At 61.3% G+C, this 13,267-nt stretch carries 17 protein-coding genes; 3 read left to right on the top strand and 14 right to left on the bottom strand.

What is annotated here, in order from left to right:
* Positions 1-279: 279 nt before the first annotated feature.
* The gene (locus tag F7P65_RS20215; RefSeq protein ID WP_150295060.1) at positions 280-1,713 is read left to right on the top strand and encodes a DUF6880 family protein; all 1,434 of its coding nucleotides are present in this window, start codon (positions 280-282) and stop codon (positions 1,711-1,713) included.
* 48 nt (positions 1,714-1,761) lie between these two features.
* On the opposite strand, the gene F7P65_RS20220 is transcribed toward F7P65_RS20215, so the two are convergent.
* The 6 genes from F7P65_RS20220 to F7P65_RS20245 form a co-directional block, all read right to left on the bottom strand.
* Positions 1,762-2,004 carry a type II toxin-antitoxin system RelE/ParE family toxin gene (locus F7P65_RS20220; RefSeq protein ID WP_240334413.1) on the bottom strand — a complete coding sequence of 81 codons (243 nt, stop codon included), beginning with the start codon at positions 2,002-2,004 and terminating at the stop codon, positions 1,762-1,764.
* A complete protein-coding gene (locus F7P65_RS20225) occupies positions 2,004-2,273 on the bottom strand; it encodes a type II toxin-antitoxin system ParD family antitoxin (protein ID WP_150295062.1) in 270 nt (89 codons plus the stop codon). Before F7P65_RS20225 ends, F7P65_RS20220 begins: the two co-directional genes overlap by 1 nt.
* A 271-nt stretch (positions 2,274-2,544) precedes the next feature.
* Positions 2,545-2,877, bottom strand: coding sequence for an endoribonuclease MazF (gene mazF, locus F7P65_RS20230; protein WP_240334414.1), 333 nt, complete (start codon positions 2,875-2,877; stop codon positions 2,545-2,547).
* Positions 2,877-3,119: an AbrB/MazE/SpoVT family DNA-binding domain-containing protein gene (locus F7P65_RS20235; protein ID WP_150295099.1), complete on the bottom strand. Its 243-nt coding sequence runs from the start codon at positions 3,117-3,119 to the stop codon at positions 2,877-2,879. The genes mazF and F7P65_RS20235 overlap by 1 nt, the downstream gene beginning before the upstream one ends.
* Positions 3,091-3,540 (bottom strand): hypothetical protein, encoded by a 450-nt coding sequence (locus F7P65_RS20240; protein WP_205452201.1) that lies wholly within the window; start codon positions 3,538-3,540, stop codon positions 3,091-3,093. Before F7P65_RS20240 ends, F7P65_RS20235 begins: the two co-directional genes overlap by 29 nt.
* Before the next feature lie 23 nt (positions 3,541-3,563).
* Entirely contained in the window at positions 3,564-4,025 is a 462-nt protein-coding gene (locus F7P65_RS20245; RefSeq protein WP_150295066.1) for a hypothetical protein, read from the bottom strand.
* 221 nt (positions 4,026-4,246) lie between these two features.
* On the opposite strand from F7P65_RS20245, the gene F7P65_RS20250 reads away from it, so the two are divergent.
* The gene (locus F7P65_RS20250) at positions 4,247-4,468 is read left to right on the top strand and encodes a hypothetical protein (RefSeq protein WP_150295068.1); all 222 of its coding nucleotides are present in this window, start codon (positions 4,247-4,249) and stop codon (positions 4,466-4,468) included.
* On the opposite strand, the gene F7P65_RS20255 is transcribed toward F7P65_RS20250, so the two are convergent.
* The 4 genes from F7P65_RS20255 to F7P65_RS20270 form a co-directional block, all read right to left on the bottom strand.
* The gene (locus F7P65_RS20255) at positions 4,456-4,782 is read right to left on the bottom strand and encodes a DUF5983 family protein (protein ID WP_205452202.1); all 327 of its coding nucleotides are present in this window, start codon (positions 4,780-4,782) and stop codon (positions 4,456-4,458) included. The genes F7P65_RS20250 and F7P65_RS20255 overlap by 13 nt on opposite strands.
* Before the next feature lie 148 nt (positions 4,783-4,930).
* A complete protein-coding gene (locus F7P65_RS20260; protein ID WP_150295072.1) occupies positions 4,931-5,137 on the bottom strand; it encodes a hypothetical protein in 207 nt (68 codons plus the stop codon).
* An 86-nt stretch (positions 5,138-5,223) separates the two neighbouring features.
* Positions 5,224-6,420 carry a DUF932 domain-containing protein gene (locus F7P65_RS20265; RefSeq protein WP_150295074.1) on the bottom strand — a complete coding sequence of 399 codons (1,197 nt, stop codon included), beginning with the start codon at positions 6,418-6,420 and terminating at the stop codon, positions 5,224-5,226.
* A 157-nt stretch (positions 6,421-6,577) separates the two neighbouring features.
* Positions 6,578-6,784: a hypothetical protein gene (locus tag F7P65_RS20270; protein ID WP_150295076.1), complete on the bottom strand. Its 207-nt coding sequence runs from the start codon at positions 6,782-6,784 to the stop codon at positions 6,578-6,580.
* Positions 6,785-6,994: 210 nt separating this feature from the next.
* On the opposite strand from F7P65_RS20270, the gene F7P65_RS20275 reads away from it, so the two are divergent.
* A complete protein-coding gene (locus F7P65_RS20275; protein WP_150295078.1) occupies positions 6,995-7,864 on the top strand; it encodes a Ros/MucR family transcriptional regulator in 870 nt (289 codons plus the stop codon).
* A gap of 144 nt (positions 7,865-8,008) precedes the next feature.
* Here F7P65_RS20275 and F7P65_RS20280 read toward each other — a convergent pair whose 3' ends face one another.
* The 4 genes from F7P65_RS20280 to F7P65_RS20295 all read right to left on the bottom strand — a co-directional run.
* Entirely contained in the window at positions 8,009-8,974 is a 966-nt protein-coding gene (locus F7P65_RS20280) for a M28 family peptidase (protein ID WP_162854727.1), read from the bottom strand.
* A gap of 445 nt (positions 8,975-9,419) precedes the next feature.
* Entirely contained in the window at positions 9,420-10,580 is a 1,161-nt protein-coding gene (locus F7P65_RS20285; RefSeq protein WP_150295082.1) for a hypothetical protein, read from the bottom strand.
* Between the two features lie 194 nt (positions 10,581-10,774).
* The gene (locus F7P65_RS20290; RefSeq protein WP_150295084.1) at positions 10,775-12,790 is read right to left on the bottom strand and encodes a ParB/RepB/Spo0J family partition protein; all 2,016 of its coding nucleotides are present in this window, start codon (positions 12,788-12,790) and stop codon (positions 10,775-10,777) included.
* A 31-nt stretch (positions 12,791-12,821) separates the two neighbouring features.
* A partial coding sequence (locus tag F7P65_RS20295) for a toprim domain-containing protein (protein WP_240334415.1) occupies positions 12,822-13,267 on the bottom strand: 446 nt, incomplete at its 5' end.

A 13,267-nucleotide genomic window follows, 5' to 3' on the forward strand; every position in this document is an offset into this window, starting at 1 on the left:
ATCCCGGCGGCGCGGCTGGGCGCGCCCGTCGCCGCATCGGCACTACCTCTCCAGGCCACGCTCCCCATTCGCGCGCATGTGTCGCCCACTGACAGCCGCGCAATGTCTTCCCCCCACACGCCACCGCGGCAGGGATGAAAGCCCGCCAGGGCCGAGACCCGCGCAGCGGGGCTCGGGGCGCAGCCCGGCGCCCGCGTCATGCGCGGGCGGTCGCCCAGCCCCAAACCCCACACCGTTCCACCCTTGACGCCCTGCCCCATCTGGCGACAGACAGATTCCATGGCTTCTTCCAAAACCCTCAACCAGGCCAATCTCGAGGCGCTGGGCGCCAATCGGCTGGCCCAATTGCTGCTGGAGCTTGTGGCAGGGGATGCCCAAGCGAAACGGCGCCTGCGGCTGGAGCTTGCCAGCGCAAGCGGCAGCGGCGATGTGGCCGGAGAGGTCGCCAAGCGCCTCGCCACCATCGCCAAGGCGAAAGCCTTTGTCGACTGGAACAAGGTGAAGCCCCTCGCCCAGGATATCGAGGCACAGCGGCGCGCGATCCTGGAGCATGTCGCGCCGACCGATCCGGCGACGGCGCTGGATCTGCTGTGGAAGCTGATCGCGCTCGCGCGCCCAGTGCTCAGCCGGTGCGACGACAGCCATGGGACGCTGGGCACCGTGTTTGCAACGGCGCTCTCCGATCTTGGCTCGCTCGCCGCTGCTGCCCGCCTGCCCACTTACCGGCTTGTCGACCGGGTGTTCGACAGCGTCTGCGACAATGACCATGGCCAATTCGACGGCCTCGTCGCCCTGATGACGGAGCCGCTTGGCGAAGCAGGACTGAAAGCCCTCAGGCACAAGTTCGAGGCCATGGCGCGCGAAGGACCGCAGCGGCCACCCCAGGCCGAACGGCGCGTCATCGGCTATGGCTCAGGCGGCGTTTTCTACGAGGACGAGATGGAAGCCCGGCGCCATGAGCGGCTTGTCCGCCAGGCGCTGGTCGACATTGCCGATGCGCTGGGTGATGTCGATGCCTTCATCGCGCAATATCCAGTCGATCAGCGCCATAATCCCGCGATTGCCGCTGCCATTGCCGAGCGCCTGCTGGCTGCGGGCCGCGCGGCGGAGGCCATGACCGTGCTCGGCGCGGCCGAAGCAATACGGCGTCGGGGTGGCCATTGGCCGGACTGGGACCGGGTGCGGATCGCGGCGTTCGATGCGCTGGGCCACGCGGACGAGGCCCAGGCGGCTCGCTGGGAGCGGTTCGCCACCGCGCTCGACGCTGAATATCTCCGTGCTTATTTGAAACGCCTGCCCGACTTTGACGATCTGGAAGCAGAGAAGCGGGCGCTGGCCCATGTCCGCGCCTTCCCGTCGCTCCCGCACGCTTTACATTTCCTGCTCGCCTGGCCCGCTATCGACAGTGCTGCGACAATGCTGCTCGCCCGCGCCGACGAGCTGGATGGCGATCCCTATGAAATCCTCACGCCTGCCGCCGAGGCGTTGGAAGCAGGTCATCCTCTGGCCGCGGCGCTGGCGCTGCGCGCCATGATCAATTTCGCGCTCGATAAGGCCCGGGTCAAACGTTATCCGCATGCCGTGCGCCACCTGCAAAGTTGCGCGCATCTCGCGCGACGCATCGATGACTATGGCGGCCATCCCGACCATGATGCCTATGTAACGGAGCTCAAGGCAAAGCATGGCCGCAAGCGCGGCTTTTGGGAAAGCTAATCTGACGAAAGGATGGCGCCTATGTCGCGTGCGCCATGCAGAATGCGCTCAATGCGGATGACCGAAACCAAAACGCTGTAGAATATGACATAGCTGCCGTGCGGGCTTGGACCGGAGCCCGGCCCGAATCTCGGGCCGGGCAACGCCGGACAGGGGGAAGTCGGCGATCTTCGCACAAGCCCCTTCGAGTTCATCAACGAAGGTGACGGCCCGAGGAACATTGTCGCACGCGATAAAGCTGGCGATCGCGACAAGGTCGGCAGCAGCAGCCGGCGAAAATTCGAGACCCATCAACTATCGGTAGCGCCGCCGGCCATATTCGCGATCCGTTGCCGGACGTTCGCGAAAGCCTCACTGGCGGGAATGCCCGGGCCGCTGGCGGCGCCCTGTTCGATCTCGGCACGGAGCGCGTCAAGCCGAGCCTGGCGCATGGCGTCCTGCTCTTCGAGCAGCCGGAGGCTGTCGCGAACGACCTCGCTGGCAGACGCGTAACGGCCGCTGTTCACCTGCTGCTTGATGAAGCCCTCGAAATGGGCGCCCAGGGTGAAACTGGAAGGCATGGTCAAACTCCTCTGTCGATGAGGAATATCACTTTATGATATTGGCATGCAAGACACAGATTGACGAAGACTGCCGCGCTTGCGCCTGATAGCCTGGCAAAGAGTGATCGCCTCCGCTGACCATGTCGGAAAACGTCGAGACAGACGGACTGCCTTCATCATGCACGAACGAGGCAGCTCGTCATGCCGTCATCCTTTCCAGCGGATCGCCCGCGAATTTTGCGGGGGAACGCTGCCCATCGGGCTGAAAAAGCGCGTGAATCGACATATGTCATATCGCCAACAGAGCGCGGATTTTTCCCTGAACTTCCAGCATCGCCGCTTGCGATACTGTGCCTTTTTTTGTCGCCTTCCGTGCCATCCAGTCAACGCTTTTCAGCTGATCTGCCAATACAGCACTTGGTGGGTTCTGGCTGATTAACACCTCAAAGGGATAGCCTTTGACTTTGCTCGTCATAGGACAACAAATCATCATCCCGCGCACACGATTATAGGCTGCCGGTGACAGGACAAGGGCGGGTCGATGACCGGCCTGCTCATGTCCAGCCTGGGGATCAAAGTTTAGCCAGACGATATCGCCCATGTCGGGGATATATTTCGCCATCACCAAACCTCTTTGCCGACAGGCGCACCAAAATCGACGTTTTCAGGAAAGTTTTCAGGCTTCATCCCAGCCAGCAGCCCCTCAAGAGTAAAGGCAGGCGCGGCGATCGGCTCGATGATGACCCGACCCTCTTCTTCCCTGACGTCCACCTCCTGATCGATATGCAGCGCAGCAGCGGCCATGATCGAGGTAGGAATCCTGACCGAAGCACTGTTACCCCACTTTTTCACTTGCACACGCATGACCACCTCCACCGTATCGACATTCATGATACATTATCATGACACGAGCCCGTGTCAACATTGTATCGACTTTTGGTGCGTGGGGTGTGCACAAGTTGATCGGTCCCGATGTCGTCGGCAACCGATGCGGATTAGCCGGATCCGACCAGTCGATATTTTCGATCACCCAGTCGGGCACGAAATCCCAATCAAAGCAGAGCGGATAGGTTCCGCTGACTTCCTGCCAGTCTTTCTCGACCGTCCTCGTCCAGCCAACCACGATAAGGCGCAATGCAGCGGTCCCGACGACCTCGAAACTGCGCGCAATCGCCGCGGCCAAAAGCTTTGCGCCCGGATCGCCGCTGACCTGGTCCCGCAAAGCCAGCACGGCTTCCCAGAGGCAGGCCGCGGTTTCGAGACTGAACTCTTCGCTCTGATCCATATGGCGATCCTTTCGTGTGAATCTCAGGCCGCGTTTTGGGCGCAGCCCTGGTAAAGTCCGAGATCGCATGCCATCAGCGCATCGAGAGCCGGTTCGAGCCGATCGAATGCAGTTGCGAGGTCTATAATCGGAACGCAATGGCAGGCATCGCCCGTCTCATGATCGCCGCGATAATGGATCGGCAGCATATCGGCGGTCATTTCGGGAAAAACCGCCCGGACAACCAGCGTCTCGACCCGCCGGGCAACAAGACCGATGCGGCGGGCCAGATAGGAACGCTCAGGCTCCGACATGGCGAAATAGCGATCGGGCGCGATCAGCGGTGCAAGACGTACACATTGAGCCCGGCCGGCTATATGAGGACCACGGACCGGGGGCAGGATAGCCTGTCGGTCAGTTGAGAGTGCCGCCCATGGCACCAGCGCGCGATATTCGAATAGGAGCGCCGCGCCCGCAAGCCGGACGCGGGTAACGATAATGTCCATGATGGACCTCCGATGAAAGGGGTGACCACGCCACGAAAGACCGAAGAGGACGGATCAATCAGATTATCGCCGATCGCCGGCCAAGGGCGCCGTTGTCGTCTTGCGCATCAGATACTATTCTCGGCGCAGGCCGGACTCGGCGCCGATGGCAGTTGCGCCCGACCCGGCCATGCTCCAGGATTTCAACCACCCTCGGGATCGATACGGATCGGGGAGGATGTATGCGCGAACTTGACGAAGAGGAACGTGAGATACTCCGCATGTTGGACAGCGGAATCTCCACGCGGGATCTGATCATGATCGTCCGTGACCTTGGCGATGTACTGCGGCAACAAGGCTATGTGATCCAGGCCAATGTTGCCGAGCTTGCCGCCGATCGCTTGATCCATCTCGATGTTCGCCTGAAGGCGTTGTTGGCAGGACCAGCCGATTACCAGTCATGAACGGGCAGTTCCGCAAGGACCGGACCATCGCAATCGAAATGCAGCAGGCCTATGCCCCGGCTGCGGGCCAGGCGGATCGCGTCCAGAAGATCCTTGGGAAGCGAACATTCCCGCATGGGATCAAACTGCCTCGTCGCGACAAACCAGCCACGCGCGTTCCGGGCAACGGTAATCGGTGCCTCATGCGCGTGACCGTTGGTCCAACTGTCGAGCACCGCAGCGGTCGCCATGGAGAGATGGGTGGTGGCAAGGACGCAGTAACGCCCGATTTCCGCCCCTGGCAGCGCTGGGAGTTCGCCGTTCGGACTTCGCAACTCTGGATGGGTTCCGGTTGAGGATGGAGAAGCTGACAATAAGGATGCCAGCCCGCGAGAGGAACGGGACATGGGAAATGCTCCGGATTTGAGGAGACCGACACCGAGGCAGACGGGGGACCGATCGCGGGAGATCGATCCCTCCTTCTCAGACCTGCCTGGAAACAGCGCGGCGCCGCAAATCAGGGATCAGCGGGTTATCATAGACGCTCATCCCTGAGCGTTCGAGCGCATGCTGTTCGGCGCGATACCAGTTCGGCGCGTCAATGATGTAGAGTTCCATCCCATATTGCTCATCGCCGCTCAGGAACTGGACTTCGACAAGGAAGGTCTGGATTTGAGGAGAAGCGCCCATGACGGGATCCTTTCGCAAGAGTGTTTGCGGCCCCGGCGGGCGCCGGAACCGAAGGGGATCAAAAAAAGCGGATTGACGCCCGGCGCTCAGTGCGCCTTCTCGAGGAGCTTGCGCCCCTTGCCCTCGACGTCGAGGCGATTGTCCTGATGGGATTTCGTCCGTGCATGGGCGGTGATGCCCTGGACGAAATCGAAGAGACTGGCGGGCGGGTGGCCTTCCTCGGCCAGCACCGTGGAAATAATCTTGCCGGTTTCGGCCTTCGAAAAACCCTGCTTGCGCAGGAAGATCTCGCGATCCTCGTCGGTACGCGCCACGATCCGCTCGCGCGCGGTGCGAATGCCGTCGATAAAGTTTCGGGCTGAGGAATCCGCGAAATTTTCAAGCGCCGGCGCGGCTTCATGGGCGAAGCGATTGGCGGCGAATTTGGAGTGTCGGATCGAGATTTCCTCGAAATTCTCCACGCCCCAAAGGTTCCTGTTCATGCACACCGCGCGGAGGTAGAAGGTCGCCATGCCCAGGGTCTTGGAACCCACTTCAGAGTTCCAGCAATAAAATCCCCTGAAGAAGAGATCGGGATCGCCATTGGCCAGCAGGCCTGCTTCGATCGGGTGGGTGTCATCGACCAGGAACAGAAAGACGTCGCGATCGGACGCATAGAGCGTCGTCGTATCGCGGGTCACATCGACATAGGGGTTATAGTGCATGCTGCCCCAGTCAAGCACGCCCGGCACTTTCCAGCGCGTGTCGCCAACGCCATTGCCTGCGATCTTCATCACCGCGGAGACCAGTTCATGATCCCAGATACGGCCATAATCGGGCCCGGTAACAGCCCGCAGTTCCGTGCGGCCTTCTTCGGTCTGAAGCAGCTTCACCTGTTCACCGCGATGGGCGAGCAGGCCATGCTGGAGATTGATGCCAGCCAGAGCCGCCGGCAGCGAGCGGAGATAGGAAGCCGGCGCACCGACCAGGCTTGATAGCTGACCGAAAGACCAGTTGGTGGGCGCAACAGGACGGTCGTCGCCGGGAACAAACAGGCTGAGACGCTCGGGATCTTCCGACCGCGCAACGACCCGGACCGCCCTGCTTTCGACGATCCGGGTCGTTGCACGGTCGGCGCGGGCGCGGACACTGTCATAAAGGTCGGTCAGCGAGAGGAACTTCTCGTCATCAGGACGCGAATACCATTCGGAGGACACGCGGCCGATATTGCGGCCACGCGAGATGTCGACGCGATAGGCGCCGCCAACAGGCGACGCATCACTGTGCTGGACGAGATTGGACATGGGATGATCTCCTCATTCGGTCTGGACATCGGGCGCATCGACACCCGGTCCATATCCACCCCGCCCCCTTCCCTCCCGTTCCTGCCTCGCTGCCCGGTCCTACAGACCATCCAAGCGCGAATATTCGCGCCATATCCTCAGCGAAAAACGGCCCGGTTCAGGCACGCAATACAGGATCGATCAGCGCATCCTCTGCAAAGGCGGTAGACCAGACAATGGCGTCAACACAGTTCCTCCCGCGAGCGATGACTTCATTCTCTGGGAAGATGGCAATGCTGCCATCGACATCCTGGATGAGACAGAAGATCTCGCCGCTTTCGCGGGCACGGACCATCGCCCGCCGCTGCATCTGGTGAATGATCATGACAAAGTGCTCCCGGTAGCGGATGGGGCATGAAGTTCTGTATCCGGGGTTGTTTGATCGTGCGATTTGGCGCGATCAAACATGGCGACCATTGACCCAGCCCGTCGTCTTTCCTTTGACTCCTCGAACTGAACGGAGCATGGCTTTACCGTTTCGCAACTGACCCGAGTCCAGGGTCTCTTCCTTCTCAATATCCCAGGAAATGTCCTCATGGCCGACACCGAACAGACCGACACCACGACTTTGGCCGTTCAGTTGCTGAGCGCCTATGTCGCCAATAACAGGGTCGAGAGCTCTGACCTTGCCGCCCTCATCCAGTCGACGCGCGCAGCCCTTGTCGATGAGCCTGCCGCTACGGAAGCGGCACCCGTCGAATATGTTCCCGCGGTCAGCATTCGCAAGAGCCTCGCGTCGAAGGATCATCTGATCAGCCTCATTGACGGCAAGCCGTACAAGACGTTGAAGCGCCACCTGGCCGCAAACGGGCTTACACCAGAAGAATATCGCGCACGCTATGGTCTGCCCAAGGCCTATCCCATGGTAGCGCCCGCCTATGCGGAAATGCGCCGCGACGTGGCCCAGCGCAACGGTCTTGGTCAGCGGCCCGCCGCAGCCAAGGCAGCGGAAGCCGCACCGGCGGCAAAGGCAGTGACACCAGCTTCGAAGCCCACTTCGGGGAAGAAGGCAGGCGCGAAGGCGGCCGCTGCGCCGGCAAAGACCGCAGTAGCTTCTGAAAAGGCCGGGACGCCGGCTACGACGGCAGTCACTGACAATGGAGTGACGCAATCGACGCCGAAGGCCGTAGCCGCTTCCAGCAAGTTTTCCGTCAAGACGTCGAAGCCCAAGGCGGAAGCGAAGCCTGCAAAGACGGCCACGGCTGAAAAGGCAGCGAAGCCAAATGCGAAGGCAAGCCCGGCCACCGCGAAGACTGGCACGAAGCCGGTAGCGGTAAAGGCGGCGCCTGATGCCAAGGCAGCCCTTACGGCCGCGCGCAAGAAGCTTGGTATCAAGATTTCCTCGGCTGAACCGACATCGCCGGCAACTGGCGAAGCGGCGGCTCCTGCAACCGAAAAAACATGAGACTGCATGCCGCCTTCGGCTGTTTCAACAGGTCGAAGGCGGCATGATCGGAATGGAAACCGTGCGGCGCTGATCAGGATCGGTCAGCGATGACAGCGTTGAGGATCACCCCCGCTTTTTCGGGCGGCACGACATCTATCTCCATCATGATGCCATGATTGGGCGGTAGCCGGAGCCGTCGCCCATCTCGTCCGCCCAAACAGCCATCTGAAAATCGTCCAGTGTGACACCGCATTCCTCCAATATCCGCGCGGCCAAAAGCGGATGGTCCGCGACCGCTTCCGCGAGATCGTCGCGATAGCCGTGATAGCTTTCGAGCCAGCCCCATCGATCATCTTCCTGTACCGAGGGATCCCGCCCGATCACGAGCAAGGAAGCGTCGAGTTTCAGCATGGCGGCGAGAAGCTTCTCGCAATGATCGACGTCGAGCGTCTCTCTTGGTCCATGCTGGCCATGGTAACCCACCGACAGGTTGGTGCATTCGGGGATGATCCCTGCATATTCGTTGGTATCGGTAAAGACGCCCGTATCATCAGGGGCATATCGGAAGTCCTGGTTCAGATCGTTGAGTGCAGACGCCAGGCTGACTGCGAAGGCGTCCGAGCATGTCCGTCCGTAACTTTGATGCGTGATGACATCGTCAAAGCCGGCACGATCGAAGGCGATGGCGGCGTCGAGACCTTTTAGCAGTCCCGAATTGTTGCGCTGGATCCAATGCGATCCGAGACAACCGCGCTCCTCGCCGCGATGGAACAGGTAGAGGCCAGGGCGGTCGGCTGCGATCATGTTGAGCATGATCCATACTCCGGCCCCATCATCGGCGCCGAGCGACATGCCAGGCTTGCCATCGCACAGGCTGACGATGCCACGCTCGTCGATGCCCACGTCCTGCTGCCCGCCCCGGGCAGCCACGGTATCGACGTGGCAACTCCACATCACACGGGGACTGTCGCCGATGGCGAGCATCCTGTTACCGAAGGCGTCCGTGGTCATGCCGGGAATTGGGTCGAGAAATTCCCGACAGAAGGCACGTTCAATCGCGCTGTCATGGGGGCGTGCCCAGGACAGGATTTCCAGCAGGCCTGCCCGGCCCGCAACATCATAGGTCATGAGATCAGGCTCCTGCATGGGATGCGGTCGCGGCCGGGGCCGGTGCCGTCATTGCGGCGGCGGGAAGGAAGTTTTCGGAGAGGTGAGCGGGCTCGTACCGATCACTTTGGGAATGCTGTCCGTCGAGCGACGCATGGGCAGCATGCCGCTGCGCTTCGAGACGAAGGCGGTCCGCCTCCTCTCGTTCGCGCCTTAGCCTCTCGTCTCGAGCACGCTCGCCTGCGGCCTGCCACTTGGCGACATTCGCCCGGATCGCGGCCATCTCGTCATGGAACTGGCGGTAAGCCAGAATATGGGCGTTAAGGAGCGAGGCGTCGTCATCGTCGAGCGGTTCAGGCAGTTGTCCCTCGGATAACCATTCACCATGATATTCGGTGAGATCGTCTGCGTGAAACCATGCTCCAGAGGCATCACATTGTTGGCAGCAGCTACGGCCCCACCACTGTTAGCGATCTTCGAGATAGACGGCGCCGAAATCCTCCGCGTCGTCCTCGAGAACAGTATTCGAGCCACCATCATTATGAACAATGACGAAGGATTCATCATCGCAATAGTAACGTTGGTTATAATCACAGAAGGTGGCGTGGTCGTGAAAGCAGCTGTAGCACCATTCCTCTTCATCGCCATCTACGCCATGGACCGTCTCATAAGCTTCACCGTCGCTGTCGCAGCGTGGACAATACCAGGGAATGTCCGCCAGGCCGGTGGTTTTGTTGGATGATATGCCGCCCTGGCCGATAACGAGATGTTGGCCTTCGTCGTCAAGGTCGTCACCCTCATCGATATAGGGAACGACAAAATAGTCGTCATGGGGGATACGCCGGATGCGTGCGCCGTTCAGGGAGCCCGAGGTGTAGCCAGCCCCTTCAAGGAGCAATCTGAGGCGCGACACATCGCCATAAATGCTGGTATAGATTCGCCGGCTCGGCCACACGATGCTGCGGGCAGTGGCATCCTCCCGGGAACCAATATAGGCGAGCGCGGTGTCCGGTCCGGCATAGACTCGCACGGGATGACAGGGACTATCGAAATAGTCAGCCTTATGCGCCATGCAACTGTTGGGACCGCCGACATAGACATCTTCAATTTCGTCGGCATCCTGGGTAATTTTGAGGGCATCTTCCTCAAGCAGCACGGAGAGCCTGGCGCACCAGCCCTCGATCGCGTTGTTGTCCAGATGCTCGGAAAAGAAGCGATTCAAATAACGGCCGGGCGACATCACCAACTGACGATCGATCTGTCCCTTGGCGGCGTTTTCGGTAAACGCGACCTTGCCCGCCTGCTCCTTGGAGATATGGCAGAAATGCTCGCCGTGCCTCGCTTGGTACCAAGGTTCGTCATGCCAAGGCGTGAGCGAGTAGGTGCCATCGGCAAAGCGCAGCTTCTCGCGGATTTGCCAGTCGACGTCGCCGATATCGGTACCGGCGAGCGCGATGCGAAGCCCAGTGCCGGGCACGCGCGTGACAAGCTGCTGCAGGGCGGCCTCGGCCTCTTCGAAGGAAGGCCAGAGATATTGCTGGTCACCGCTTGGCGCCCAGCTCAGCTCGACCGTCACCGGCCGCCACTCGGTATCCGAGTACGGGAACAAGATTTGGAATTGTGCCATGGACGTGACTCCACGCAGCCGCGCACAGTTGGGCTCGGCTGGATTGTTGATGTGGATTGCAGGGGGCTCAGCGAAGCAGCGACGGCACCCGGTTGTTTACAAGGCCACCGACCAACGACCGGAAGCCGGGCAACAACGGAAGGAGCGGGGCCGCAGCGCGAGGCTGCGACCCCGGGGATGATCAAGGTGGCTTGTCAGGCCGCCTGGGTGATGTCGTCGTCCTCAGCCGGGGGCAGAGCTTGCGCATCCGCGGAAATATCTTCATCGCTTGCGCCCGGTTCGCTGTCATCTTCGACCAGCTTGACGAGCGGACTGAAGCGCATTGCGTCAGGCAGCCAGGCCAGCGCCTTTTCCTTGAGCTCCGCCTCAATGATCAGCGCGCCGGAGAAGAGCTTTTCGGCCGACAAGGCGAGATCATGCTTTTTCGAGGCACTATAGCGGCTGCTGAGTTCGATCCCGCCGATCCCCTCGAACTCCGACAGAATCGACGCCTTGCTGATCCGGTCGAAATAGTTGGTCGCGGTGGGCCGCCACCATGACGCGACGTCGATTTCCAGTTTCTGGCCGAGATGATCGACAAAGCGGCTCCCGGTGCGACCGGCGGGTATGGCCTGCATCGTTCGGGCAATCGACCAGCCGAACCAGGCGGCACGGGCTTCCTCGGCCAGCGCGCAGAAGGCGTCATAGCGGTCCCGTTCATCGGCATGTTCGGTCCAGCTGCGATCGAGTCCGGCGTCGAGTTTCATCCACTCCTCGGCCGCCAGCGTCCCGCTCTCATAGCCGGTGAGCCGGGAATAAGGCGCATTGGCGCGCAGTTCGGTGGCAAGATCGCTGCTGCCATATTTCCGGGTGGCGGCATCGGCCATGGTGAAGGTGGCAAGGTCGAGTGCGAAGCGGGGATCGCTGGCGACATGGATGCGGAGCAGTTCGGCCTTCATCTCGGCCAGTTCATCGGCAAGACGCTGGCTGATACGGGGCTGCCCCAGAGCCTCCTCGTCCGAAGCTGCCTCGATTTCCCCATCCTCACCGGACGGCTCGTCCTCGTCGACAGGCTCGGCCGATGGGGCGATATAGAGCTGCTCATCGATGCGCGGCTGGCCATCCTGGCCGATCACGACATAGGCGAGGGCGGAGGCCTTCTGTTCGTCGGTCAGGATCGGCGCGCGTTGCTGGATCGCCTCATATTCCGCATTCAGGCGATCATAGCGTTCCTCGGCCTCTTCCTCGCTTTCGTCGGTGTCGACGGGATTTTCGAAGCCTTCAAGTTCCGCTTCGATTTCCGCCAGGCGCTGCTCCTGCTCTTCCGTCAACGGCGGTTGCTCACCATCGACCGGTTTCAAATCCCAGGTCGCGCTATAGGCGATATGGGTGGTCGGCACGACGCGGATTTCTCCAAAGCCTTCCCGCTCCTGGATCGCCTCGGCGGCCTGCGCCAGTTTGTCGCTCGCCAATTGGCTGAGCAGGTCGCCATCGATCCACATCTCGGTGGCGTTGTCGGTGAAGAGATCGCTGTCGATCCGGCCACCGGCAGCCAGATAGGCTTCGCGCCCGACGAGCAGCGCCTTGGGATCGCTGCCCCGATAGCTGCCCTGCGCCAGCTGACGGCGGATCTCGCTCACATTGTCACGGTAATAGCCCTGGCCCAGTTCTTCGAAGACGCTCGCCTGGCGCACGGGATCGGGGCTGCTGCCATAGGCCATTGCCACCTCCAGACTGATCTCGCCGTCGCGCAGCGCGTCGAACACGCAGGGCGCGAGATCGGCGAGGCGAAGCCGGCCCAGCACGAACCGTTCGGTGAGGCCAAAGCGTTTGGCGATCTCGGCCGGCGTCCTGCCCTTGGTCTGGACAATATCCTGGAACGCCCTGCAGGTGTCCGCGGCCGACATGCTGAGCTTGAAGAAATTCTCCTCAAGGCTGGTCGCGATCGCATCCTTGGCTTCGCTAAGGACGAGGACGGGAACTTGATAATCCGCCGCGAAGATGCCCTTTTCGATCAGGCGATGGACCGCGTCGAGGCGGCGGCCGCCAGCGGCGATACGGTAATGCCCCTTCTTGCGGGAAACCGGCAGGCCGATGAGATTCTGCCGGATGCCCTTGGCCGCGATATTGGCCTCAAGTTGGGTATCGGCGACGGGGTCGCTGGCCTTGCGGACGTTGGACGGCGATTTGGTGAGGTTCGCCGCGGAAACGAGTATGGGAAGCTGGTTCATGGATATTCTCCTGGCGAGGGAAACCTGACCATCAGGTCCCCTCTCGCCACCCATTCCTCCCCCCACTTCCCTCCATCCTGTGGACATCGTTCCAGTCGTTCATGCCCATGGGCGGCCAGATCGTCTGGATGATCCGTCCGGGATATTCATAGGCGACAAGGGCTTTGGCCACGGCCCGTTGCCCTGCCTGGTCATTGTCGGGAAGAAGGATGAGGCGCGTCACCCGGGATGGCAGGGCGATGCGGTGGAGGCGTTCGCTGCCCAGCGTCGCCCAAACGGGAATGTCGAGCAGGGTCATGGCGGAGATCGCGGTTTCGAGACCCTCCGCCAGGCCCAGCATGTCGGTCGCCGGGGCCAGCATGACGGCACCTTGTCGTGGTCGCCCCAGCATTAACCGCGAGTCGGTCAGGTCATCGGCAATTCTTGGCGCGTTGAGCGCAAAAAATGTGCGGTGAACCGCCACAATTTGGCGGCGCT

This window comes from Sphingobium estronivorans, assembly GCF_008692605.1.
In the GTDB taxonomy this organism is placed as follows: domain Bacteria; phylum Pseudomonadota; class Alphaproteobacteria; order Sphingomonadales; family Sphingomonadaceae; genus Sphingobium; species Sphingobium estronivorans.

Bases quoted from the DNA above. Each gene is read 5' to 3' on its own strand.
- F7P65_RS20285 (WP_150295082.1), bottom strand. From the start codon at position 10,580: ATGGCACAATTCCAAATCTTGTTCCCGTACTCGGATACCGAGTGGCGG.
- F7P65_RS20275 (WP_150295078.1), top strand. From the start codon at position 6,995: ATGGCCGACACCGAACAGACCGACACCACGACTTTGGCCGTTCAGTTG.
- F7P65_RS20280 (WP_162854727.1), bottom strand. From the start codon at position 8,974: ATGACCTATGATGTTGCGGGCCGGGCAGGCCTGCTGGAAATCCTGTCC.
- mazF (WP_240334414.1), bottom strand. From the start codon at position 2,877: ATGGCGAAATATATCCCCGACATGGGCGATATCGTCTGGCTAAACTTT.
- F7P65_RS20240 (WP_205452201.1), bottom strand. From the start codon at position 3,540: ATGGATCAGAGCGAAGAGTTCAGTCTCGAAACCGCGGCCTGCCTCTGG.
- F7P65_RS20245 (WP_150295066.1), bottom strand. From the start codon at position 4,025: ATGGACATTATCGTTACCCGCGTCCGGCTTGCGGGCGCGGCGCTCCTA.
- F7P65_RS20225 (WP_150295062.1), bottom strand. From the start codon at position 2,273: ATGCCTTCCAGTTTCACCCTGGGCGCCCATTTCGAGGGCTTCATCAAG.
- F7P65_RS20250 (WP_150295068.1), top strand. From the start codon at position 4,247: ATGCGCGAACTTGACGAAGAGGAACGTGAGATACTCCGCATGTTGGAC.
- F7P65_RS20260 (WP_150295072.1), bottom strand. From the start codon at position 5,137: ATGGGCGCTTCTCCTCAAATCCAGACCTTCCTTGTCGAAGTCCAGTTC.
- F7P65_RS20270 (WP_150295076.1), bottom strand. From the start codon at position 6,784: ATGATCATTCACCAGATGCAGCGGCGGGCGATGGTCCGTGCCCGCGAA.
- F7P65_RS20265 (WP_150295074.1), bottom strand. From the start codon at position 6,420: ATGTCCAATCTCGTCCAGCACAGTGATGCGTCGCCTGTTGGCGGCGCC.
- F7P65_RS20235 (WP_150295099.1), bottom strand. From the start codon at position 3,119: ATGCGTGTGCAAGTGAAAAAGTGGGGTAACAGTGCTTCGGTCAGGATT.
- F7P65_RS20215 (WP_150295060.1), top strand. From the start codon at position 280: ATGGCTTCTTCCAAAACCCTCAACCAGGCCAATCTCGAGGCGCTGGGC.
- F7P65_RS20290 (WP_150295084.1), bottom strand. From the start codon at position 12,790: ATGAACCAGCTTCCCATACTCGTTTCCGCGGCGAACCTCACCAAATCG.
- F7P65_RS20220 (WP_240334413.1), bottom strand. From the start codon at position 2,004: ATGGGTCTCGAATTTTCGCCGGCTGCTGCTGCCGACCTTGTCGCGATC.